Source organism: Gloeotrichia echinulata CP02 (assembly GCA_038087035.1).
Lineage (GTDB): Bacteria > Cyanobacteriota > Cyanobacteriia > Cyanobacteriales > Nostocaceae > Gloeotrichia > Gloeotrichia echinulata.
In genome coordinates, this window is sequence record CP051187.1 from 3,815,035 (window position 1) to 3,839,942 (window position 24,908).

The following is a 24,908-nucleotide window of genomic DNA, read 5'->3' on the forward strand; positions in this document are numbered from 1 at the left end:
ACTGACAATTAAAAAAATCTCTAATTTGTAGTGCATCAGCAGCGAGAAAACTTGGGTTAGGCAAAAAATTACTGGTATTGACGCACCCTAAGTACTCAAATATTGGGTAATTTATCTAACCTAGAGTTTCCCAAAGAATAAGTACCCCTGAGAGCGCATCGTAGACAAGCTCTAGGGGTACTGACTAATAATGTAGTCATTAAAGGGTTTTTGCTAAGTAATTAGCGACGAAGTTAAATTTTTTGTGAAATTTGTCGCTTTCACATTCAATAGTTGCGCCTTTGCGCTATAACTGAACTACAAGCACTAATTTAATTTTCCGACCAAATAAACTTGAGAAATTTTTTACTAGCTGTTATCAGTGGTCAGGGTTTATTTAAGCTTTGACAGCAGATTCAGCTTTTTTACGCTTCATCCAGGTGCCGAAGCCAATAGCTAGCAAAGAACCACCTACTGTCATTGGTTCGGGAACCGCAGCCGGTCCTGTGACTGTACCAGTAGTGGCGTTGAAAACTTTGAAGTTTACAGCGGCGAAATTGACATTGCCTGGATCAGCAGAACTGATGACAGAGAAGGTCGGTGGTGTAGTTAGGGCTGTATCGCTGTTAGCTACCAAAGTAACCGATGATGGGTTGAAAGTTGAGGTAAATGCTGAACCAGGAATGACATCAGTTACACCTTGCAAACCTGTAAGCGCGACCAAGCTGAACTTACCGAGAATTTCGTTGGCTTGAGTGGCAACTACATTGTAGTTATACGCGCCACCAGATTGACCAAGAAAATTGACAGTTGCAGCTTGTGCCGATTGAGCGCCAACAGCAGCGAAAGACAAAGCAAGACCAGCAGCAGCAATGCTCAGATTTTTGGCTAATTTCATAGAACCTCGTGGGATGCGGGAAACTCAGTCACTTTAGTGCTGAGAGGGAAGCGACTCGGCGACTTTAGTCGCAGTCAATCTTGTTGATCCATTACCGCCTTGGGATTGTTTAATTTGGTGTGCTTTTGTATTGCACTTTCAATGGGACAATTACCATTTCAAATTTCCCAATCCTGTACGCATAACGGTTTTGCTCCTAGGAGCCTCCCTTTCGGGGTAAAGTTAGCTTCGACCGGTTATAAGAGCTTGTTAGGCTAGCGGCACTAAACCAGTGACCTTGGTTTTGTTTAACCACTAACGACAGGGCGGGGAACTAGCTTCGCATTCCGAGGTGTCGTGACTCAAATAACGGCTACCCGTTTTACCGAGTGGTCTGGTCAGCACAGCTTGCTTGATTTCTCTTACAAGCTCAGTCCTTTAGGACTGGGTTGCTGACTGAATGAGTCTCCAAGGTTAGAATTTTAAGAGTTCACTATTAACTCGTAAGCTCATCCCACCCCAGCAACGGGTGGGATTTTACTTGAGTGGTCAATCGCCAGAAAAACAATTGACCACTGAAGGTGAGGACAGCGTTCCCATGAAAAATTTCTCATGGGTCTGTTAAGCCCATCCATAGAAGGAATGAGTGTTTTTACTGCCTTCTTGTCGTGAACTTTTTCAAATGTAATCTTAATTATTTTTATTTGTTCAGCAAAAAAATATACTTAACGAAATCTTGTTATTTTTTGTGGTTATATAAAAATTAGTTAAAGTTTTTAGTATTTTTACTTATAAATATATAAAAAATAAGATACTAAAAGATTAAGCATAATACTGGCACGTGTTATTAAAAGTCAACTTGACGTTGTAATAATTCGCTTAATGGTGTTCTGACCCCCTAAAATGATTTGTTTTATATAAAACTTACGCGCATTCAGCACTATTACTGAAGGTAATAGCGAGCGGTTGTGTCATGAAGATTGTGGTTAGCCGTAAATTCTCTTCCCCAGGGATATCCGATAGGGTATAGGGCTGCAAGGCCTTGCGCCCCGGAAGATTATGCAACAACACCAAAAACCCTGATGTTCCCGTGCGATGATGAGTTAAACCCACCATTCGCGACTCCGTATCAGATAGGGGGTAGGGGCGCAAGGCCTTGCGCCCCGGAAGATTATGCAACAACACCAAAAACCCTGATGTTCCCGTGCGATGATGGGTTAAACCCACCATTCGTAATTTTAGGCAGCTACTGCTTTCTTACGCTTCATCCAAGCGCCAAAGCCAACAGCTAGCAATGAACCACCAACTGTCATAGGTTCGGGGACAGTTGCTGAACTACTTGTGCTGGGAGTGATGGGAGTGGTGGAAGGAATAAGAGCAGGAGCAACTTTGGTTAAGTCCCAACCAAAGCCGTTACCAATATTATTCGCACTGGTTAAGGTAACGTCGAAATCTGTAACGTTCGCAGGAGTTACTTGTAATAGGGCTTCAAATTTAGCAGAAGTCAGAACGCCGCCGAATAGTGACGTAACGCCTTGGTTATTCACAACGGAGCCTGCGGAGGAATCAGTAATTGGTTTAAAGAGAGTCAAAATTTTCCATGTTGTACCAGCACCTAGCTCTTCGCCAGGAGCGAGGTCTAGTCCAAACGTGTAATTATCGCCGGAACTAAGAGCAGGACGGAAAGTTACAGATGCAGCTTGTGCAGATTGTGTACCAATGGCAGCAAAAGACAGAGCTACACCGACAGTAGCAATTCCTAGCTTGGTAGCTAATTTCATCAGATATTCTCCAAAATTAGAATGTGAATCTTTAAGTATTAACTCTGGTGCGAGTTAAGAATAGTGTATGGGATATTTTATTTTATACGTACGAAGAAAAAGCTTCTTGACTGAATCTTCATGTATTTAGCTTATGTGTAAAGAATGCATAAAGATATACCGTATACAAGAATACATTTGCGGTATACATATTAAAAAATGCTTGTCAAGTAAAGAATGTGGGCAATTTCGTTCTAGTTTTTTTATTCAAATAAAGTAAATTTTTTTACCTTTTTTGAATAAAAAACAAGTAATGCAATCCACCATTTCTAGAAAATTACTGGTAAATGGGGGGTTAAACACTGTGTATTATTATGTGTGTCACTTAAAATTCAGTTCGGACGAGCTAACAATACGCAAAAAGTATTATTTAATACTAATTTGTGCAACAAACATCACGAGTAATACTGCGTAGGGTTTGCTCAAAATCCTGCCCCAATTGGATACCAAGAGGGAATGGTAGGTTTAACGCCTCATCGCCGGGAAAATCAGGGTTTTTTGGTGTCGTTACCGAAAGCTTGGGTCTAGAGCCGCCGTTCTTCTAGGACGGCTTTTTGGTAAAATAGTGGCAACAGGCAGGGCATTGTCTGTCGTTGCTCGGTAATGTAAGACGGGCTATGCCTGCTATTGCTGTTTGAATCCAGAATCCCTGAACTTTCAGATCAGGGAGTATGTCAAATGATCTTCGGGGGAGCAAGGCCTAGGTCCGGTACTGATGATCTTCGGGGGGCGCAAGGCCTAGGTCCGGTACTGTGGTTTGTGGTGATTGCGTGAAAATTGCTGTAAGTTGATACCAATGGCGTCTAGCCTGGAAACAGTAATCTTGGCAAATAGTCATTTACTAAGGACGTAAGACCCTGAAATCCCAAAAAAATTTCAGGGTCTTGCTGGTGGGCTTTCTCCTGGGATACTTGTAACCTATTTCCCAGAAACAATTTGACGTTTATTGACAAACTACACCAAAAAGCCGATTTTAATGAAATTTATGCTTATAATCAGTCGCTTTTGGAATATGGCTGTTGCCTTGCTGGTAATTATATTACTGGGATGTTCAACAGCGCTCCCGTCCCAAGCATTTACAACAGAAAAACTATTAGAAAAAATACCAGTTGTACCTACTAGAACCTCAACTAGCATTCACCTACTTTTGGGAAATCCCAGCAATGCAACTGAGAACACTGATAATTTAGACAACTACCTCGTGAAGAAGCCGCAGTATGCACTATCTTACAACAATAGCAAAGGCACACCTAATTGGGTGAGTTGGCAACTCAATCAGTCATGGCTGGGTGAAGTAGAGCGCCAAAATGACTTTCGCCCTGACAGCTCGCTGCCTGAAAGTTTTGTGCGGATAACTCCAAGTATATACTCTCGTTCAGGTTACGACAAAGGTCATCTTGCACCATCGGCAGACCGCACTAAGACAAAAGAGGATAATGCTGCTACCTTCTTGATGTCTAATATGATGCCTCAAACACCAGATAATAATAGAAACACTTGGGCTAATTTAGAAGAATATTCACGAGACTTGGTGCGTGAGGGTAAAGAACTTTATATTATCGCAGGACCTGCTGGTAGTCTAGACGAACCTCTGAAGGATAAGGTGACAATTCCTGAATCCACTTGGAAGATTGTGGTGGTTTTAGACCGGCTCAATTCTAGGCTCAAAGGAATTACTGCTAATACTCGCGTTATTGCAGTTAATGTTCCTAATGAGGAAGTAGTGGACAACGATTGGAGGAATTATACAGTCAGTGTTGACGAATTAGAAGAACTTACAGGCTATGATTTTATTTCTAATGTTTCTCCAAATATTCAGGAAGTGATTGAAAGTCGGGTAGATAATCTGTAATCGGCTGTTCTACATTTAGGGAATTGCAATAAAAAAATATCTCATCGTAGGGGCGCGGGCGCAAGGACTTAGGGGCGCAAGGCCTTGCGCCCCTACGAAGCCCCAAATTGGCGGGCGATAGGTGGGCATTGCCCACCCTACAGATACTGTATAATCCAATCAAGTTTCGATAACTTTAGTGGAAAGTCCCGCTAAATTTCCTGTGGGGGTTTCTCCGACAACATACACATCAATTTCAATTTTTCCGAGACGATACACTTGCAAATTGCTCAAATTTTGTTTGAGGATATGTACTAGCTTTTGATATCGTGTGACAGTTTCTGTTTCTTCATCACCATACCAGTCTTCTGGGGTTGTGGCGACACTGAAGAAATCATCTACTGTGACAACTTGAAGTGGTGTATCGTTAGATTGATGAGTCTGTTGTAGAACTTTTTCAGATGTTGCTGGTGCTGTAACTTCCCACAAGAATGGTTCTAGGGGATAGTCACTTTCACTCATAAAAAGTAAACCGTCAGATGCTACGTTGAGTTGCTCTTTGATTTGGTTGTTACTCATTGGTTTTACCAGTGAAATGTGATGTTACGAAGTGCCTAACGTAGGCGATCGCTTAAAGGGTATCATCCATCCACAGGAGCAGTCCTAATGCACCCGTGCTGTGTAATCGCGATTGATTGCGGCGTCACACCGGGGACTCCTACCATTCAAACTACGATGCTTCGATTTATCAGGCATACATAAATATTGGTATAACATGTGACGTTTAATCCGAAAATGTAGAAATCACGCATAGGCTGATTAATTGACTTCAAATGCTTGTATTTGAGACATAAATCCGGTTTTGATTTAGTTTTGACTTACGTATTTACACGATAAAAAGCTTTTTTGATAATAAAATTTTACATAGTTATGAGGGTAATATAGTCCAATCTTCTAGCAGATTTTTGGCTGCTGACTCAGCCTACAATATATTTTGATTGTGACATGCAGCTTTAGTCCTGGTTTACGGAAAATGCCTATCAAAGGTCACATTGATTGGTTTGGCACCAATCCCCAATCCCCAATAGTAAGGAGTAAGGAGTAATGAGTAATGAGTAATGAGTAATGAGTAATGAGTAATGAGTAAGGAGTAATGAGTAATGAGTAAATTAATCCAATCCCCAATACTTCTCTACGAACGCGAGTGCGTGTGGGAGACAGAGGCTACGCCAACGACAAGCTCAGTACAAGTCCCCAATCCCCAATCCCCAATCCCTGGTAACAGAGCGGAGCCGTACCACTACGTGGAAGCAAGCTACGCGTAGCGTCCGCACCAGAAGTGCAATCCCCAATCCCCAATCCCACTTGTAACTTTTAGATACAAAACTTAGATTTGATCTCAGAGAAGTTGAAATGTTTATTTGCAAAATTGGCGGATCTACGTTACAGGTTCTACATACTTCTTAATAAATTAACAGTGCAACCTCAAAACGTTCTAATCTAAAAGCTGACTGGATTAATTTACTGGCAGTTTTGCAGGCAACACTTATAATGCATAACTACACCAAAGTGTCAAGCCTCAAAGCAACCCAGACTTAAGACATAAACTTATGATGGGAGTTTTACAAATCCGATGAGTGTTAAGGCAAGTGGTGGAAGCTCAGTTGCGCGTCCGCAACTATATCAAACCCTAGCTGTGGCAAGAATTTCCCAAGCGGAACAGCAAGACCGCTTTTTGGGATCTGGTGAACTAAATGAATTAGCCAGCTATTTTGCATCTGGTGCAAAGCGTCTAGAAATTGCCCAGACTCTCACAGACAATTCTGAGGTGATTGTATCTCGGGCTGCCAACAGAATTTTTGTTGGCGGTTCCCCAATGGCTTTTTTAGAAAAGCCCAAAGAAGCAGAATTGGCTATGGTCGGCGCCAGCACAAATGTAGCAGAAGGAATGAAGCTGGGAACCGTAACCTACGTTGAAAGTCGGGGTGGATTCCTAGAAAATTTGCGTTCAATCTTTAATACTTCTGCCGGCGGACCGACACCTCCTGGCTTTAGACCGATAAATATTGCCCGTTATGGTCCTAGCAACATGGCTAAGAGCTTGCGGGACTTATCGTGGTTCTTGCGGTATGCTACTTATGCGATCGTGGCAGGGGACCCCAGCATTATCGCCGTGAATACAAGGGGTTTGCGGGAAATTATCGAAAATGCTTGCTCTGGTGAAGCAACAATTGTGGCTTTACAAGAAATTAAAGCAGCAGCCCTTTCTTATTTCCGCAAAGATGCTGAAGCTACAGACATTGTGTCTCAATACATGGATGTGTTGCTGACAGAATTCCAAGGGCCTACACCGTCCAATAAGGTGCGCCAACGTCCTTCTAGTGACCAACAAGGCTTACAACTACCCCAGATTTATTTTACAGCGGCTGAACGGCGTCCTAAGTTTGTCATGAAGCCTGGGTTGTCGGCTACTGAAAAAAATGAGGTAATTAAAGCAGCTTATCGGCAAATTTTTGAGCGCGACATTACCCGTGCTTATAGCTTGTCGATATCTGACCTGGAATCTAAGGTTAAGAACGGCGACATCTCAATGAAAGAGTTTGTCCGTCGTTTAGCAAAATCTCCTCTTTACCAAAAACAGTTTTACCAGCCTTTTATTAACAGCCGTGTAATTGAGTTGGCGTTCCGTCATATTTTGGGACGTGGACCAAGTAGCCGCGAAGAAGTACAAAAATACTTTGCGATTATTTCTAACGGTGGTCTACCAGCTTTAGTTGATGCCTTGGTAGATTCTCAAGAATACGGCGACTACTTTGGGGAAGAAACAGTACCCTATCTGCGGGGTCTGGGTCAAGAAGCACAAGAATGTCGCAACTGGGGACCGCAGCAAGACCTGTTTAACTACAGTGCGCCGTTCCGGAAAATACCTCAGTTTATTACCACATTTGCGGCTTACGAGCAACCCCTACCAGACCAACATCCCTACGGTTCTGGTAATGACCCACTGGAAATTCAGTTTGGCGCGATTTTCCCGAAAGAAACTCGCAATCCCAGCACCAGTCCCGCACCTTTTGGTAAAGATACTAAGCGGATTCTGATTCACCAAGGGGCTGGGATTAATAACCAAAATAGCAATCCCGCTGCACGGGGTGAAGCACCCGGTTCTTTGGGACCAAAGGTGTTCAAATTAGACCAAACTCCTGCTACCTTCAACAAGAAGACTGGTAAGGGTACGAGCGTGAAATTCTCCGAAATTTCCACGCAAGCCGTGATTCGAGCGATTTATTTGCAAGTTTTTGGTCGCGATGTCTACGAAGGTCAGCGCCAAAAAGTATGGGAAATTAAGCTGGAAAACGGCGAAATTTCTGTCCGGGAATTTGTCCGTGGTTTGGCTAAGTCGGATCTATTCCGCAATCAGTACTGGTCATCGCTGTATGTGTGTAAAGCGATTGAATACATCCACCGTCGCTTATTGGGTCGTCCTACCTACGGTCGTCAAGAAATCAACAAATATTTTGACATCGCCGCCAAAAAGGGCTTTTATGCCGTAGTCGATGCGATCATTGACAGTCTAGAGTACACCGAGGCTTTTGGTGAAGACACCATTCCTTACGAACGGTATCTGACACCGGCTGGTGAAGCGAAGCGACGCTTGCGGGTTGGTAGTATTCGCGAAGACGTTGGTGCAAAAGTCCAAAAACAAGAAACACCACGCTTTGTCGAACTGGGCACAGTTACAGCAGATCGGAGTCTACCAGATATTCAATTCCGGATCAACCAAGGTGTTAGTAAGCAGCGGGAACAAACAAAAATCTTCAAGTTGGTGGCGAATACCAGCGACAAAGTGGCTGTGAAAACTTTGATTGGCGCGGCTTATCGTCAGATTTTTGAACGAGATGTTGCACCATACATCGCCAAAAACGAATTCTCAAGTTTAGAAAGTAAGCTGGGGAATGGCGAAATCACCGTCAAGGAATTTATTGAAGCTTTGGGTTACTCGAACCTCTACTTGAAAGAGTTCTACACACCCTACCCCAACACCAAGGTGATTGAACTAGGAACCAAACACTTCTTAGGACGGGCACCATTAGACCAGGCAGAAATCCGCAAATATAACCAGATTTTGGCAACTCAAGGTATTCGTGCCTTTATAGCTAGCCTGCTCAACAGTGCGGAGTATAGCCAGGTATTTGGTGAAGATACAGTTCCTTACCGTCGCTTCCCAGCCTTACCAGCAGCCAACTTCCCCAATACTGAAAAGCTTTACAACCAGCTGACCAAGCAAAATGATGATGTGGTTGTACCTAGCTTTGTGCCTGTAAAAGTGCGTATAGAATATGACAGCATTAATGACGCAGCCCTCGACCATACCGAGCCAGCGTTTACTGCAGTAGCTCGTTCCATTAACAATGGACTGGGAGAGTTGGTAGAAGTTGGTGTGGATACAACCCGCCGTAAACCAGCCCGGATTTACCGCTGGACTGATACAACCACCCTTGCAGACAAACAACAGATCATCAACGCTGCTTATGAGCAGGTGTTGGATGTATTTAGCAGTGATGTCCGCAGTAGCGAACTAGACAGCAAATTGCGGAATGGGGAAATTTCCGTCCGTGAGTTTGTGCGTCAACTAGCCAGCTCAGAAATCTATCGCCAACGCTTCTATACGCCTTATCCCAACACCAAAGTGATTGAATTTCTATTCCGTCACCTATTGGGACGCGCACCCGCCACCAAGGGCGAAATCAGCGCCTATAGCCAGCTACTGGCTGATGGCGGTTTAACAGCCGCTGTCGAGGCAATTGTCGATAGTCCAGAGTATACCCGCTACTTCGGTGAAGACGTGGTACCTTACCGAAAAACTGGGTTTTAACGAATCGCGGAAGTCCCCACCTTCAACGAAGTAAGGTGGGGATGGACAGTGGACGATGACGAAAACATCTTGAGCCGACATTAACCGCCAGGTTGATTAGAGATCGGGATGGTTGAGGAATCGTCAATAGTTTGTGAGACAATATTGATGGTCGTTGACCCACCCGAATGACTAAGAGGCCACCCTTGGGGTATAAAGTATGTACTCGGCAGAGATCGCTTAAGCTGAAAACCTAGCTGGTTGACCATTGTCGTAAATCCAAGGCGAGTAAGACGAAAAGTAATCAAACTATCTGCGGAAGGCGGATAGCTGCGCGGGTTCTCTCTTGAGAAGATAAAGGTAGAAATACCAGAGACGCTGTGTAAGACTTAGACCGGATTTGGTTCCGCTTCCTCAGTCATGAGTACGCCCAACAGAGCAACGGCGAACGAGACGCGAAACGATGATGGTTGTTTCTTTTGAAGCTCCTGCTTCAGCGGATCTTGCCGGAGTACTTCACGCTCCATCCTTCGGGGACTGGGGACACTTCGGCAAGCTCAGTGCATCGCTGGGGACTGGGGGACAACTTCTAATTCCTACTCCCTTCCCGGTCTTTGATTACCTATAATTCAATACAGTTCAGTTAAGAAAATTGTCGTAGGGGCACGGCACGAATAAAATTGTCATTAGAAGAAAAGATTTTGGATGCCGTGCCCCTACATTGACCTATAATTTTCCTTCTTCTCTACGTTCCCTACGGGACGCTACGCGAACGCGTTGGCGGAGCCTCTGTCTACGACACGCACTCGCGTTCGTAGAGAAGCGTGTCGGAGATAGACGCACTCGCGAATGCAGAAGCTCAAAATTATTTCCCTACGGGACGCTCCGCGTTCGCGTAGCGTCCCGTAGGGAACGGTAATCTTCCAGCGGTTCGGGAGTAACTCCTAACTCCCATCGCAACCTTTCGTAACATCGGTTTCAGATTGCCGAAATTACGTAAATCTGAAAGGGAATATTACAAAGTGTTAAGAACAGTCATAAATGCTCAACATAATGCCGGAGAATGTTTTGCGGAAGGTAATTGAGTTTTTTGAGCTTGTTTACTGATATTAAGGCAAGCAGTTCGTAATTCATATTCAAAACATTTTGTCAAGTGTTTTGTCTAAAAAACGAAAAAAACTCAGTTAACTAACAATAAAGTCGCACCAGTTTAATTAAATTCTGGTTTCATTTGTACTGGAGGAATCCATTAATGAGTATCGTCACGAAAGCGATCGTGAATGCTGACGCAGAAGCCCGCTATCTCAGCCCCGGTGAACTAGATCGGATCAAGAGCTTTGTTTCCACTGGTGAGCGCCGTCTTCGCATTGCTCAAGTTTTGACCGACAGCCGCGAGCGTTTGGTTAAGAGCGCAGGCGAACAAGTGTTCCAAAAGCGTCCTGATGTTGTATCTCCTGGTGGTAACGCTTACGGTCAAGAATTGACCGCTACTTGCTTGCGTGACCTGGATTACTACCTCCGCCTCGTTACCTACGGAATCGTATCTGGTGATGTTACACCCATCGAAGAAATCGGTGTAATCGGCGCTCGTGAAATGTACAAGTCCTTGGGTACTCCTATCGAAGGTATTACCGAAGGTATCCGTGGTCTGAAGAATGCTGCTGCTTCCTTGCTGTCTGCTGAAGATGCAGCTGAAGCTGGTGCTTACTTTGACTATGTAATTGGCGCCCTATCGTAGGGTGAAGCCGTTTCCCTGCTGAAACAATTGTAATACGGTTGGAAATAAGGAATTAACAACATGGCTCAAGACGCAATTACCGCTGTAATTAATTCTGCGGATGTTCAAGGTAAGTATCTTGATAAGAATGCTTTAGACAAGTTAAAAGCTTACTTCTCTACAGGTGAACTGCGTGTACGTGCTGCTGGCACCATCAGCGCTAACGCTGCGGCGATCGTTAAAGAAGCTGTAGCAAAATCTTTGCTATACTCTGACGTAACCCGTCCCGGTGGTAACATGTATACCACCCGCCGTTACGCTGCTTGTATCCGCGATTTGGATTACTACCTCCGCTATGCTACCTATGCTATGTTAGCTGGCGATGTTTCCATCCTGGATGAGCGCGTATTGAATGGTTTGAAAGAAACCTATAACTCCTTGGGTGTACCTGTCGGTTCTACCGTACAAGCTATCCAAGCAATCAAAGAAGTAACCGCTAGCTTAGTCGGTTCTGATGCCGGTAAGGAAATGGGTACTTACTTAGACTATATCTCCTCTGGCTTGAGCTAATAGCTAGTTTGCACTTAATTTAATATTTAGGTGCGGCTTGATTAAGGTCTGGAAATCAAGTGTGAGTGCTAGGACGTTCTATTGCTTATCTGGAATTAAATAAATTTTTCACTGATGAGTGCTAGCGGTCTGGTATTGATGTTTGATTTCCAGCCTGGGAATGATTAGTTTTTAAAGATTTGCACTCAAGATTTTGAAATAAAAAAGTTTTCATCATCACTAAAGGAGATTTCACATCATGTCCCGGTTATTTAAAGTTACTGCTCTTGTTCCCAGCCAAACCAGAATTCGTACCCAGCGTGAACTGCAAAACACCTACTTCACCAAGTTAGTTCCCTACGAAAACTGGTTTCGTGAACAGCAACGCATTCAAAAAGCTGGTGGAAAAATCATCAAAGTTGAACTGGCGACTGGTAAGCAAGGTGCTAATACCGGGTTGTCTTAATTACTATAGACCAATCAATATTTTATTTAATTTTTAAGGGGTCGGTAAAGACCTCTTTTTTGTTGTTTGTCATTGGTCATTGGTCATTGGTCATTTGTCATTTGTCATGACTACTTTGGATACTGATGCTGTTTCAATCCCGCGAACGGGTTTCATTAATTTTGTCAGGATCTGTTCGCTTGACACTTTCTGCGACACGCTCCGCGTAAAGCCTGCGGTATAGCTTCGCGTTCGCGTAGCGTCCCGTAGGGAACGTAGAGAAAGACACGAAGTTATAAGAGTTTCAGAGAGTTGTTGCGTAAGTCCTGAAATTGTTTCAAAATTGTGACGTACTCCACACACTCCCTTTCAGGTGAGTGTGGGCTTCTGTGCGACTCTTCTATGAAGACATTGACTGAGCTTTAAGACTGTGCTACCCACGGTTCTTTGGTTAAGCCAAACAATTAGCTTTTATTTTAATAGGCTGCTTTTCAGCATTTAATTGGATTACACCTACTGGTTAAAATTATATCAAATATTTTGAAAAAAAACAAGAAAGTGTTCATTCCTCACCGACCAACATTGCTGATTTCGCTATGCTCAATTTCGCTCGTTGGTCAATTCGTCACTCACGCGCCATTCATCCCACGCTCATTCGAGTGAGCGTGGGGCTTCTGTCGGGAAAGCTAAATCGTCAACCATACCATATGTGCCATCTTATATAAACGGTGCTGTGCAAGCACTCCATTATATTATGACTGCTAACTCCTAACTTTACACATCGTGAACCTACGTCGCCTAATACCAATTTTTGATCCTTCCGTCTCCACCTGGGCTTTAGAAGCGCGGTTATTGCGCTGGTTAACATTGATTTGGCTGTTTGTCGGCTTAATCATGCTGTTTTCAGCATCTTATGCAGTTGCTGACGCACGACAAAATGATGGACTGTACTACTTTAAACGTCAAATTCTGTGGGTCTTAGTTTCCCTAATCATATTCAACATCATTGTGAATATCCCCCTACAGAAAATTTTGGGGATATCCCATTGGTTTTTAATCGTGTTTTTGCTGTTAATTTTCGCTACCATAGTCCCAGGATTAGGAAAAAAGGCTTTTGATGCCGCACGCTGGATAGCTATCGGACCGATTCCCATTCAACCTTCGGAATTAATTAAACCATTTTTAGTCCTGCAAAGTGCCCGACTTTTTGGTCAATGGGAACGATTAAGTTGGCGGGTACGCTTGACTTGGTTGGGAATTTTCGGTCTTGTACTTTTAGGAATTCTGATTCAACCTAACTTGAGTACAACAGCACTCTGCGGTATGACTATTTGGTTAATCGCCCTCGCTGCTGGTTTACCATACAAATACTTGGGCGGAACAGCCATCGGTGGCGTGATGTTAGCCGTCCTGAGTATTAGTATCAAAGAGTATCAACGTAAACGGGTGATGTCCTTCCTCAATCCTTGGGCTGACGCCACAGGGGACGGATACCAACTAGTACAAAGTTTACTAGCAGTAGGTTCAGGGGGAGTTTCCGGTGCTGGGTTTGGACTTTCCCAACAAAAGCTGTTTTATCTACCAATTCAAGACACAGATTTTATTTTCGCTGTCTTCGCCGAAGAATTTGGCTTTGTCGGCAGCATAGTGTTATTGGCATTGTTAGCCATATTCGCCACCCTAGGGTTCATGGTAGCACTAAAAGCGAAACATCCAATACACCGACTTGTGGCGATTGGTATTACCACCGTCATGGTAGGACAATCATTACTGCATATTGGTGTTGCTACAGGTGCCCTACCAACCACAGGCTTACCCTTACCCATGTTTAGTTATGGTGGTAATTCCATGATAGCCAGTTTGATGGCAGCTGGATTGTTGATTAGAGTAGCGCGGGAAAGTAATGAAGCCGAAGTGGTGCCATTGCGAACAACCGAGCCGAAAAAAGAACCCAAGCGCCGGATGTTTCACAGAAATAAACTTTGACTCAACAACGCCCATAAATTGATATGCTAAAAGCCGAGACTAGCTATAATGTCAACCATGCCTGCGCCTACTATCACCGCTCATTAATGTCTACCCAAAGCTACCCAGACCTTAACAATCTGGGTAGATGGGATGAGTGTGCATGACTCAGCCATAAAAAAGAGTTACCTGTCTTTTGATAAGGTTGGCTACGCTAATCAGGCTATCTCACCTTGGAATGACCGCTAGTTCCAAGCTCTGAGGCTGACATCAACAAAAGGCGAGACATCAAAGAAAGCCCTCTGATACAGCGTGACAAACCTTTTTAGCATTGTCGAAGCAAACATTACTTGAAAAAGGACTGGTCAAACCGACCAAATTTAATCAAATGTCGAACTTCGTTTTTCTAATTGATGCAAACATTACGCCGATGAATCCAATTCATCCAGCACAAGCTAAGAAGCTTTTAAATTCTGGTAAAGCTGCGGTGTTTCGTCGCTACCCATTCGTTTTAATCATGAATCGTGTAGTCGAGAATATCATTACTTATCCCATTACTTTGAAGATAGACCCAGGTTCTAAATTTACTGGCATTTCACTAGTAAATAATCTCGCTCAGGGTATCTGGGGAATGGAATTGCAGCACAGAGGTCAAGCGATTAAAGATAGTTTAGAAGCTAGAAAGTCTGTCAGGAGAGGGAGACGCGCTCGTAATACGAGATATCGCCAAGCTAGATTTCTTAATCGTAAACGTCCTGTAGGTAGGTTGGCTCCATCGTTAAGACATCGTGTTTTAACAACAGAAACCTGGGTAAAACGTTTACGTAAATACGCGCCAATTTCTAACATTGTTCAAGAGCTTGTAAGATTCGATTTACAGCAAATTGAAAATCCCGAAATATCCGGTGTTGAATATCAACAAGGTGAGTTACAAGGTTACGAAGTTAGGGAGTATTTACTAGAAAAATGGGATAGAAAATGTGCATATTGCGGTGCTGAGAATATCCCTTTACAAATTGAACATATTCACCCAAAAGCCAACGGGGGAAGCAATAAAATCAGCAATCTCTGCCTAGCTTGTGAGAAGTGTAATCAGAAAAAAGGGACACAAAACATAGAAAAGTTTCTAGGTAAAAAGCCAGAAGTTTTAAATAAAATATTGTCTCAAGCTAAAAGACCGTTGAAGGATGTATCTGCTGTAAATTCAACTCGTTGGGCACTGTTCAAAACTTTAAAAGAGGCTGGATTGCCTGTAACAACTGGGTCTGGAGGATTGACTAAGTTTAATAGAACCAAGTTAAACCTACCCAAAACTCATTGGATTGATGCTGCTTGTGTAGGCAAAGTTGAAAAACTAGAACTACTAACTACAAAAATATTGACAGTAAAAGCCACTGGTTTTGGTGGTAGACAGCGATGTCAGACTGACAAATTGGGTTATCCACAAAAATACCGTCCGTTGCGTCCCATTCATGGTTTTTCGACAGGCGATGTCGTGAAAACAGTTATTAGCAAAGGTGTAAATGTAGGAACTTATGTAGCCCGACTTTGCCCATACACCAACGGAAACGGCGAGATTTACCCTGTAAGTGGAAAGAAACGTATCGGCATCAAACTCGAATATGTTGTCAAAGCGATTCACCGCAAGGATGGTTATAGCTACTCGTGAAAACTACCTAAACAAGCAGAGATGTACAGATATGTCTATAAATTACGATACAGTTGCTATCCCAAAAATCACTGCCTTCCCCCTGACAGCCGTAGTCGGACAAGAAGCAATTAAATTAGCTTTGCTGTTAGCAGCAGTAGATCCCGGCTTGGGAGGAGTGGCGATCGCAGGTCGTCGCGGTACGGCAAAATCAGTAATGGCCCGTGCTATCCACGCCTTACTTCCACCCATTGAAGTTGTTCATTGTTCACTCAGCAACTGCGATCCTCACCACCCAGAAGACTGGGATGACCAACTTTTGGCTGACTACCCTACCCATTCCCTCTCACCAAGCGGGGAGGGAGGGGTTCCGACAGAAATCATCAGCGCACCCTTTGTGCAAATTCCCCTCGGTGTGACAGAAGACCGGCTTTTGGGTTCTGTGGATGTGGAAAAATCCGTACAACAAGGGGACACGGTATTTCAGCCGGGGTTACTCGCAACAGCCAACCGAGGTGTGTTGTATGTGGATGAAATTAATTTATTAGATGAGCAAATTAGTAACCAGCTATTAACTGTATTATCTGAAGGCCGTAACCAAATTGAACGGGAAGGAATCAGCTTTCAGCATCAGTGTAAATCGCTGTTTATTGCCACCTATAATCCAGAAGAAGGGGCATTAAGAGAGCATTTGCTTGATAGAATTGCGATCGCCCTCTGTGCCGACGGAGTTCTAGGCCTAGATCAAAGAGTCGCAGCAGTCGAACAAGCGATCGCCTACTCCACTTCTCCCCAAGAATTTCTCCAGCAATACAGCGAAGACATCGACTCCCTCAAAACCCAAATTCTCCTAGCGCGGGAATGGTTAAAAGATGTCACCATTACCCATGACCAAATCGCCTATCTTGTCAATGAAGCCATACGCGGACAAGTACAAGGACATCGCGCCGAGTTATTTGCAGTGCGAGTAGCCAAAGCCGCCGCAGCTTTAGAAGGACGCAACACCGTCAATGCCGAAGATTTACGCCGTGCAGTCGAATTTGTAATTGTACCACGGGCGACAGTCGTCCAGACGCCACCACCAGAACAAGCACCACCACCACCACCACCACCACCAGAAAATCAAAACGAGTCAGAACAAGAAGAACCAGAAGAACAGCAAGAACAAGAAGAACCAGAAGAACAGCAAGAACAGCAAGAACAAGAACCACCCAGCATTCCAGAAGAATTTATCTTTGATCCAGAAGGGGTAATTCTTGATGACACTGTGCTTTATTTTGCCCAGATGGCCAAGCGTCAGGGTAAATCTGGTAGCCGCAGTATCATCTTCTCAGACGACCGGGGGCGTTATATTAAGCCCATGTTGCCCAAAGGACAGGTACGCCGCATAGCCGTAGATGCCACATTAAGAGCCGCCGCGCCGTATCAAAAAGCACGGCGAGAAAGAAATCCAAATAAAAAAGTCATTGTGGAACAAGGAGACATCCGCGCCAAGCGCTTGGTACGTAAAGCTGGGGCGTTAGTAGTATTTGTAGTAGATGCATCTGGTTCTATGGCTTTAAACCGAATGCAATCAGCGAAGGGAGCAGTAATGCAACTTTTGACCGAAGCGTATCAAAATCGCGACCAAGTAGCATTAATTCCCTTCCGAGGAGAACAGGCGGAAGTATTATTACCCCCAACACGTTCCATTGCTTTAGCACGTAACCGCCTAGAAAGATTACCTTGTGGTGGTGGTTCACCCTTAGCGCATGGTTTAACCCAAGCAGTGCGCGTCGGCTTAAACGCCCAAATGAGTGGAGATATTGGGCAAGTGGTGATTGTGGCAATTACCGATGGACGGGGTAATATTCCATTAGGACGTTCCCTAGGTGAACCACAAGAACCAGGAGAAAAGCCAGATATCAAAGGCGAACTATTAGAAATTGCTGCTAGACTACGTGCATTGGGAATGCAGCTATTGGTGATTGATACAGAGAGTAAATTTGTCTCCACTGGCTTTGCCAAGGAACTAGCACAAACAGCCGCAGGTAAATATTATCATTTGCCTAAAGCCAGCGATAAAGCCATAGCTGCCATGACCAAAGGTGCGATCGCTGATTTAAAATCTCGATAGTTGGTCATTTGTCATTTGTCATTTGTCATTTGTCATTTGTCATTTGTCATTTGTCATTTGTCATTTGTCATTTGTCATTTGTCATTTGTCATTTGTCATTTGTCATTTGTCATTTGTCATTTGTCATTTGTCATTTGTCATTTGTCATTTGTCAATTGATGTTGGCTTGAAAGAATTTTTGACTACTTCCAGTGGAGATGTAGTCAAAATCCCGCAGTATTATCGTCAATCTCAGAAACGTTTACGGGTTATCCAAAAACGAGTATCCCGTAGAAAAAAGGGGAGCGTTGGTAGGCAAAAAGCTATCAAGCAATTAGGTAAACAGCACAAAAAAGTTGCAGACAAAAGGAAGGATTTTCATTTTAAAACTGCAAACAATCTATTGAAAAAATACGATGTTATAGCGGTTGAAGATTTGAATGTAAAAGGACTTGCGCGTACTCGATTAGCAAAATCTATACTTGATGCTGGATGGTCAAGCAATAGTCGATACTACAAATCAAAGCCGAAAACGCTGGATTATGTGTTATCCTAGTTAAAGCATCTAGCACAAGTCAAGATTGCTCTAGTTGTGGGGTGAAAGTTCCCAAAAAGCTGCATGAAAGATGGCATGACTGCCCTAGTTGTGGGTGTAGTCTTGACCGCGATCATAATGCAGCGATAAACATCAGAAAAAGGGCGGAGGGTCATCCCGTCCTCAAAAGCCAATAGCCTCCTAAGCGATAGCCGGATTGTATTGGAAGCCCCCACTGAAACGGTACTCCGTTCAGTGGTGGGAGATGTCACGACCCAGTAGCCATAGCCGGTGTTTGCAAATAACCCATGAGATCATGAATTCCTTTTTGCAGATAGCGCGTTACTGTCATGGGACTGGTACCGATTTTCTTCGCAGCGTCCTTGCGAGAAAGTTCCTTGAGGAATACCAATTCTACAGCCTGGCGGGGCTTTTCTTCTAACAAATTAATTGCCCCTTGGAGTTGTTGACGTTCTTCTTCTTGTTGCTGAAAAGCAAGAGAACGGGGACAAGCAAGGGCTTCACCTAAAGTTATTTGACAATCAACATAGTGAGATGCAGTAGCATCTAAACTCAAAGGCATTCGGTTTTGAGCTGCTAACTTGGTTTCTTGCCATTCAGGCAATGATACCTGAAGTATTTTAGCAATTTCTGCATCCTTAGGAGCGCGACCCAAAGCAATTGCCAATTCTTTGCGAACCTTTTGCCCCTCATTATACAGTTCTTGCCAACGTCGGGGAATTTTTAATAGTGTACTGCGATCGCGCAAAAAATGCAGCATCTCACCACGAATATATGGCACAGCAAAGGAACTAAAAGCATATCCTTGGCTGGGGTCAAAGCGCTCAATGGCCCTAATTAAACCAAAATAACCAATTTGTTCTAAATCTTCATAAGGCTCATTACATTGATGGCTAAATTTATGCGCCATCTTCCGCACTAAGCCAGTATGTAACTGCACCAGTTGATTACGTAGTTTAATGGAGGGATTTTGGTGGTATAAGTGCAATAACTCTATACCATCAATTCGCACAGAGGACTCACTTGCTGCCATATAACAATTCCTTTGTTATAACTCCTTTTCGTAAAAGAATGGAGTTGCGTATATTTTCTTTCTTCAAAGCTGTCATTATTTTCCTTAGTCAAGGCTGATTAAACCATAGTTGTTATACTGAACTTAATCTTGGAGCAACTCTAGTCTTCAGTATTTTCACGCATGATTTTTTGCCTCTATCTGTTGCTGGATAGTTTTGTTTTCTAAATAACAATTAGAGCCGGACAAAGTATGCTTTTTTTCTCTATTAATCTTTTACCCAGGGAAATTATTCTCTGGTTTCTAGCAGCTAACATGGGTAAAAATGGAAATGAACTGAACCCTTATCTAAAAAACCCGTTTTGAATCATGAGCAATACCAGCAATTTTCGTGACGCTATTCGTGAGGCTAGAAGTCAAGCCCTCCTGGGTCCCAATGTCATTGCCAATGCGCTACCCTATGTTGGTGGCGGTCTTGTGCTTACAGCATTGGGTAGCTACGGTGGACTGGGAGTTATCCGCAACAATCCCGAATTATTCTTATCCACCTTCATTGTTGCAATCATTTTTGAGTTAATTCTGTTCTTTGTTGCTCAAAATGTTGCCGAAAAAGGTAATAAGGGACTAGCTTTACCCCTGTTGGCTACCTACAGTCTCTTGTCTGGATATACACTTAGTGGCTTGATATTTGCAGCTTTAAAAACTCAAGGTGTTGGTATTCAAGGCATTGGTTTAGCAGCCCTTGGTTGTGGTATTACCTTTATAGTTGCCCGTCAAATTGGTTCAAATCTTTCGGAACAAGATGGTTTGGCTTTGACGAAAACCATCAGTCTTGGCATTATCGCCTTAGTGGTTGTCTGTCTCACTCAATTTGTCTTTGTTTTATTTGGTATTTATACACCAACTTGGTTAGAAATCGCTATTTCTGGTCTAGGAGTATTTCTATTTGCTGGTGCATCCGTCGTCGATTTCTACATCTTGCCACGTACTTATCGGAATGACCAGTATTTACCCGCCGCTTTGTCAATGTACCTCACCTACATCAACCTATTTATTTTTATTTTGCGGTTGTTAATTGCTATCAATAGTCGTGATTAAACACCTTTGATTGGCTATGTGAGGACGATAGGGGGTAGGGGCGCAAGGCCTTGCGCCCCGGAGGATCATTCAACGAAGCCAAAAACCCTGATTTTACCGCTTAATCCTACCATTGGCGATTCTGTTCCTTAGTCGTGATTAAACACTTTTGATTGGCTATGTGAGGACGATAGGGGGTAGGGGCGCAAGGCCTTGCGCCCCGGAAGATCATTCAACGAAGCCAAAAACCCTGATTTTACCATGCGCCATTCTGTATCCTTTGAGCGGGGATCTGAATCTTTCAATTCTCATAGTTGACAATCCAGGTATGTTTTTTAACTTATTATTAAGTAGGTGAAAGAATTTGCCCAACTACAGTTAAAATCAAAGAGCGATATTTGGCGTGCAGCCACGTCTTAGCGTCAATGCCTATAATCAAAAACGCTTTATCTTGAGCAAGCATTATGGATGTCCTAGAAATCAAACGCGAAATCGAAACGTTGTCTAGCCGCCTGGGTAAAACCCAGGACTATCTTTGACGTACCTGCACTCACAGCCAAAATTCAAGACCTGGAAAAAATCTCAGCCCAGCCAGAATTTTGGAATGACCAAACCCAAGCCCAAGAAACGCTGCAAGAACTGAATGATCTCAAAGCCCACATTCAGCAATATGATAAATGGCAAGCCAGTTTGGAAGATACTAAGGCTGTTGTTGATCTGTTAGAATTAGAGACTGACGAATCTTTATTACAAGAAGCCGAATCTACCATTATCAAGCTCAATCACGAACTTGATCAATGGGAGTTACAACAATTACTATCTGGTCCCTACGACGATAAAGGGGCAGTGCTGACAATTAACGCTGGTGCCGGTGGTACAGATGCTCAAGACTGGGCATTTATGCTGATGCGAATGTACACCCGTTGGGCAGAATCCCACGGGTACAAGGTAGCCTTAGCTGAAGAATCAGAGGGTGATGAAGCGGGGATCAAGTCGGCTACATTGGAAATTACAGGTCGCTATGCCTATGGTTATTTGCGCTCAGAAATGGGTACACATCGCTTAGTCAGAATTTCACCCTTTAACGCCAACGGTAAGCGCCAAACTAGTTTTGCAGGGGTGGAAGTAATGCCGCAAATAGACAATTCTGTACAGTTGGAAATTCCAGATAAGGATTTGGAAATCACCACAACTCGCTCAGGTGGTAAAGGTGGGCAAAACGTCAACAAAGTAGAAACAGCAGTGCGGGTAGTTCACCTTCCCACTGGTCTGGCTGTGCGCTGTACAGAAGAGCGATCGCAACTCCAAAATAAAGAAAAAGCCCTCACCCGCCTCAAAGCAAAGCTGTTAGTCATCGCCCGAGAACAACGCGCCCAAGAAATTGCCGAAATTCGCGGTGATATGGTCGAAGCTTCTTGGGGCAACCAAATCCGTAACTATGTGTTCCACCCTTACCAAATGGTGAAAGATTTACGTACAAGTACTGAAACAACAGCTATTACCGATGTCATGAACGGCGACCTTGACACCTTCATTCAAGCCTATCTGCGGCAAGAAAACCAGCTAGTAGACAGTACCCCCGCCTAATTTGTCATTTGTCATTTGTCAGTTGTCATTTGTCATTTGTCACCCCAATCCCCAATCCCCAATCCCCAATCCCCAATCCCCAATCCCCAATCCCCAATTTATGAGCAACTCTCCTTCACCGGAACCTCAACCTAGCTACGTCAAACTCGCCATGCGAAACATGGTGCGGAAGGGTGGCACCTCTTTGAAGCATTTTGCGCTGACCACGATAGGGTTGTTAGCTGTCTTCGTCGGCCTTGCTTATTTAACTCACTGACAATAAACTAAAACTGTTCCCAACCCCAAGTGCCTAGGAGACTTCATTGGTGGTGCAAGTTGAACTAGATGTGCAGGATTGTTTTTACGAGTCATCCCCAGAAAAATCTGTAGGTTTTGGGGACGCTGATGCTCGAATTTCTGCCCAAACTTGGGAAGATTGGTTTTATCGCTGGTTGGAATTGCTTCAATCTGACCTCCCACCGGCGTCAAGTTACGAAATCGGGCTACGTTTGACTGACGATGCTGAAATTCAGGCGCTTAACGCTCAGTATCGTCACCAAAACAAGCCGACAGACGTTTTAGCTTTTGCGGCTTTAGAGGTAGATTGTCCTCAAAGTGAAGAAATGCTGACCTCCACACCACTATATCTAGGAGATATAGTAATATCTATAGATACAGCACAACGTCAAGCTCAAGAACAGGAGCATAGTTTGCCCACAGAGCTTGCTTGGTTAAGCGCTCACGGGTTATTACATCTGTTGGGCTGGGATCATCCTGATGAAGAAAGCTTGATGAAAATGTTAAAAAAGCAAGTAATTTTGCTGGATTGCATCAGTATTTCTATTAATTTAGAATAACAGTGGTGTTTGTATCTACAAGTTTTAAATTTTAGTTATTTTCTTATAATAGTTCTGTAGAAAATTGCCTCAAAGTTGATTAGGCGATTAAAATCAGCTCATATTACCACCTTAACAACTGCATTTTTGGATTTTTAAGCCTATGTCTCAACAAGTGTCCCCGCCACCAACGTCAAACGGCTTACCAACAATTGTGACTCAAGAACGACAACTGTCCTGGCAAGTAGCGTCCAATTTATTCGTTAGTTTTAAGTATGCTTGGGCTGGAATCAGCTATTGTTTTACAACGCAGCGAAATTTTCGCATCCATGTAAGTGTTTGTACTTTGGCAATCGGCCTAAGTATTTTTTTGGATCTCAAAGCGGTGGAAATAGCAGTAATTGGGGTAACAAGTGGCTTAGTTTTGGCTTTAGAGTTACTCAATACAGCCCTGGAGTCAGTGGTGGACTTAACGGTGAAGCAGACATATCATGAGTTGGCGAAAATTGCCAAAGACTGTGCTGCTGGTGCTGTGTTGGTTTCGGCTTTAGTAGCCCTGCTGGTAGCTGGTATGCTCTTACTACCGCCGCTGTTAATTTTAATTAGCTCGGCTTTGTAGGTTTATTTGCTAATTTATTTCTGTGCTAGGTTTTGGGCTGCTTGAGCCTGGATATATATTCTGTGTCTCTGTGTCAAAAAAAATTCCTGGTGATTTTCGCTGATTGATCATGTTTAGCTTGAACAGCAAGAAGCCTCACACTTACCGCGTTCGCGTTAGCGTTCCGAAGGAAAGCGGAAGTGTTGAGATGAATTGCGCTTGAGTTGACGACAGTTCTGTGACCAATTTCTCCCGTTCGCGGAGCGTGCCGAAGGCATAGGGAGAACTCTTAACAGAACAGGTCGAAAACGAGCAATCATTATGTTATACTCTTTTATAGCAAACGTCGTTTACTCTAATATGTTAAGAGTTGTCAAAGTCAGGTTATATCCAGATGCCCAACAACAGCAGTCTCTAGCGCAAGCTTTTGGCTGTTGTCGTTGGCTTTGGAATTACTGTCTGAATTTGATGAACCAAACATACAAACAGACAGGTAAGGGGTTGTCTGGATACGCAGTAAAAAAGATAATTCCCCAGTTAAAGAAAGAGTATGAATGGTTAACGCTAACCTACTCACAATGTTTACAACAGGTTTGCTTAAATCTGGGTGTAGCTATTATTTAAGTCTGCCCAAAATAGGTGACGTATCAGCAATAATTCATAGACCTATCGAGGGGAAAGTCAAGACTGTAACCATATCTAAAAACTGTTCCAATCAATACTTTGCGGCTATTCTGTTTGATGACGGTAAGGATAAACCTGAATCAAATGCAGAAGGTAAAGCAATAGGTATTGATTTGGGTTTGACTCACTTTGCTGTTACTAGCGATGGTTCTAAGTTTGACAATCCTAGAATACTCAACAAACATGAGAAGAATTTAAAACTTAAACAGCAACAGCTATCTAGAAAACAGAAAGGTTCTCAAAATCGAATCAAGGCTAGGAAAAAAGTTGCTAGAGTTCATAGAAAAATAACTAACTGCCGAGACGATTTTCTGCACAAGCTATCTCGTAGGATAGTGAACGAAAGCCAAGTTATTGTGGTTGAGAATCTCAATGTCAAGGGCATGATGCAAAATCATAAACTAGCTAAATCCATCCATCAAGTTGGATGGGGAATGTTTTGCACAATGCTGAAATACAAGGCAGAGATGGAAGGAAAAATATATCAGGAAGTCGATAGATTCTTTCCCAGTTCAAAAACCTGTCATGTGTGCTTAAACCAAGTCGGTAGTTTACCGCTAGATGTAAGATTCTGGACTTGCGAAAACTGCCATACAAAGCATGATCGGGATGTGAATGCAGCTATTAACCTCAGAGATGAGGGACTACGAATTTTGACCTCTGGAACGGGGGATAAAGCCTGTTGCCCAGATGTAAGTCGGAGTAAGGGAGGACGCAAGAAATCCACTACTGCGCTTTCTGTTGGACAGGAAGCCTACACTGTACCGTCAGGTCAGTGTAGGTAGTTCACGGTGTGCAATT

At 43.5% G+C, this 24,908-nt stretch carries 20 protein-coding genes and 2 pseudogenes; 16 read left to right on the top strand and 6 right to left on the bottom strand.

The annotated features are described in order from the left end of the window. Window positions 1-376: 376 nt before the first annotated feature. From HEQ19_16810 to HEQ19_16820, 3 genes are all read right to left on the bottom strand, one after another. Window positions 377-877, bottom strand: coding sequence for a PEP-CTERM sorting domain-containing protein (locus tag HEQ19_16810; protein ID WYM00909.1), 501 nt, complete (start codon window positions 875-877; stop codon window positions 377-379). Between the two features lie 903 nt (window positions 878-1,780). Then, window positions 1,781-2,086, bottom strand: coding sequence for a hypothetical protein (locus HEQ19_16815; GenBank protein WYM00910.1), 306 nt, complete (start codon window positions 2,084-2,086; stop codon window positions 1,781-1,783). Between the two features lie 8 nt (window positions 2,087-2,094). Further along, the gene (locus HEQ19_16820; protein WYM00911.1) at window positions 2,095-2,637 is read right to left on the bottom strand and encodes a PEP-CTERM sorting domain-containing protein; all 543 of its coding nucleotides are present in this window, start codon (window positions 2,635-2,637) and stop codon (window positions 2,095-2,097) included. Between the two features lie 1,024 nt (window positions 2,638-3,661). On the opposite strand from HEQ19_16820, the gene HEQ19_16825 reads away from it, so the two are divergent. Further along, complete coding sequence (locus HEQ19_16825) at window positions 3,662-4,528, top strand: DNA/RNA non-specific endonuclease (GenBank protein WYM00912.2); 867 nt, start codon at window positions 3,662-3,664, stop codon at window positions 4,526-4,528. A gap of 159 nt (window positions 4,529-4,687) precedes the next feature. Here HEQ19_16825 and HEQ19_16830 read toward each other — a convergent pair whose 3' ends face one another. Both HEQ19_16830 and HEQ19_16835 read right to left on the bottom strand, forming a co-directional pair. Further along, entirely contained in the window at window positions 4,688-5,086 is a 399-nt protein-coding gene (locus tag HEQ19_16830; GenBank protein WYM00913.1) for a nuclease A inhibitor family protein, read from the bottom strand. 468 nt (window positions 5,087-5,554) lie between these two features. Beyond that, on the bottom strand, window positions 5,555-5,692 hold the full coding sequence (locus tag HEQ19_16835) for a hypothetical protein (protein WYM00914.1): 138 nt from the start codon (window positions 5,690-5,692) through the stop codon (window positions 5,555-5,557). A 448-nt stretch (window positions 5,693-6,140) separates the two neighbouring features. On the opposite strand from HEQ19_16835, the gene HEQ19_16840 reads away from it, so the two are divergent. The 9 genes and pseudogenes from HEQ19_16840 (at window position 6,141) to HEQ19_16885 (ending at window position 18,595) form a co-directional block, all read left to right on the top strand. Continuing rightward, window positions 6,141-9,380, top strand: a complete 3,240-nt coding sequence (locus tag HEQ19_16840) for a phycobilisome rod-core linker polypeptide (GenBank protein WYM00915.1) — start codon at window positions 6,141-6,143, stop codon at window positions 9,378-9,380. A 442-nt stretch (window positions 9,381-9,822) separates the two neighbouring features. Continuing rightward, complete coding sequence (locus HEQ19_16845) at window positions 9,823-9,987, top strand: hypothetical protein (GenBank protein WYM00916.1); 165 nt, start codon at window positions 9,823-9,825, stop codon at window positions 9,985-9,987. Window positions 9,988-10,611: 624 nt separating this feature from the next. Next, window positions 10,612-11,097, top strand: coding sequence for an allophycocyanin subunit alpha (apcA, locus tag HEQ19_16850; protein ID WYM00917.1), 486 nt, complete (start codon window positions 10,612-10,614; stop codon window positions 11,095-11,097). 60 nt (window positions 11,098-11,157) lie between these two features. After that, on the top strand, window positions 11,158-11,646 hold the full coding sequence (gene apcB, locus HEQ19_16855; GenBank protein WYM00918.1) for an allophycocyanin subunit beta: 489 nt from the start codon (window positions 11,158-11,160) through the stop codon (window positions 11,644-11,646). A 238-nt stretch (window positions 11,647-11,884) separates the two neighbouring features. Next, window positions 11,885-12,091: a phycobilisome linker polypeptide gene (locus HEQ19_16860; protein WYM00919.1), complete on the top strand. Its 207-nt coding sequence runs from the start codon at window positions 11,885-11,887 to the stop codon at window positions 12,089-12,091. A gap of 762 nt (window positions 12,092-12,853) precedes the next feature. Next, window positions 12,854-14,056 carry an FtsW/RodA/SpoVE family cell cycle protein gene (locus HEQ19_16865; protein WYM00920.1) on the top strand — a complete coding sequence of 401 codons (1,203 nt, stop codon included), beginning with the start codon at window positions 12,854-12,856 and terminating at the stop codon, window positions 14,054-14,056. 367 nt (window positions 14,057-14,423) lie between these two features. Beyond that, window positions 14,424-15,704: an RNA-guided endonuclease IscB gene (gene iscB / locus HEQ19_16870; protein ID WYM00921.1), complete on the top strand. Its 1,281-nt coding sequence runs from the start codon at window positions 14,424-14,426 to the stop codon at window positions 15,702-15,704. A gap of 31 nt (window positions 15,705-15,735) precedes the next feature. After that, entirely contained in the window at window positions 15,736-17,799 is a 2,064-nt protein-coding gene (bchD, locus tag HEQ19_16875) for a magnesium chelatase ATPase subunit D (GenBank protein ID WYM00922.1), read from the top strand. A gap of 154 nt (window positions 17,800-17,953) precedes the next feature. After that, window positions 17,954-18,595: pseudogene (locus HEQ19_16885) on the top strand (transposase). On the opposite strand, the gene HEQ19_16890 reads toward HEQ19_16885, so the two are convergent. After that, window positions 18,582-19,367, bottom strand: a complete 786-nt coding sequence (locus HEQ19_16890; GenBank protein ID WYM00923.1) for an RNA polymerase sigma factor SigF — start codon at window positions 19,365-19,367, stop codon at window positions 18,582-18,584. The pseudogene HEQ19_16885 and the gene HEQ19_16890 sit on opposite strands and share 14 nt — an antisense overlap. 348 nt (window positions 19,368-19,715) lie before the next feature. Here HEQ19_16890 and HEQ19_16895 point away from each other — a divergent pair, with 348 nt between their 5' ends. The 6 genes and pseudogenes from HEQ19_16895 (at window position 19,716) to HEQ19_16920 (ending at window position 24,892) form a co-directional block, all read left to right on the top strand. Continuing rightward, window positions 19,716-20,444 (top strand): Bax inhibitor-1 family protein, encoded by a 729-nt coding sequence (locus HEQ19_16895; GenBank protein ID WYM00924.1) that lies wholly within the window; start codon window positions 19,716-19,718, stop codon window positions 20,442-20,444. A gap of 443 nt (window positions 20,445-20,887) precedes the next feature. Continuing rightward, window positions 20,888-22,010 (top strand): peptide chain release factor 2 gene (gene prfB, locus HEQ19_16900; GenBank protein WYM00925.1). Its coding sequence is split into 2 segments (ribosomal slippage): window positions 20,888-20,959 and window positions 20,961-22,010, totalling 1,122 coding nucleotides; the frame shifts between segments, so codons are not numbered across the junction. A gap of 100 nt (window positions 22,011-22,110) precedes the next feature. After that, window positions 22,111-22,266 (top strand): DUF3285 domain-containing protein, encoded by a 156-nt coding sequence (locus tag HEQ19_16905; protein WYM03464.1) that lies wholly within the window; start codon window positions 22,111-22,113, stop codon window positions 22,264-22,266. Between the two features lie 52 nt (window positions 22,267-22,318). Then, window positions 22,319-22,846, top strand: a complete 528-nt coding sequence (gene ybeY, locus HEQ19_16910; GenBank protein WYM03465.1) for an rRNA maturation RNase YbeY — start codon at window positions 22,319-22,321, stop codon at window positions 22,844-22,846. A 142-nt stretch (window positions 22,847-22,988) separates the two neighbouring features. Next, window positions 22,989-23,444: a diacylglycerol kinase family protein gene (locus tag HEQ19_16915; GenBank protein ID WYM00926.1), complete on the top strand. Its 456-nt coding sequence runs from the start codon at window positions 22,989-22,991 to the stop codon at window positions 23,442-23,444. Between the two features lie 339 nt (window positions 23,445-23,783). Beyond that, window positions 23,784-24,892 (top strand): annotated as a pseudogene (locus HEQ19_16920) (RNA-guided endonuclease TnpB family protein). Window positions 24,893-24,908 lie beyond the last annotated feature (16 nt).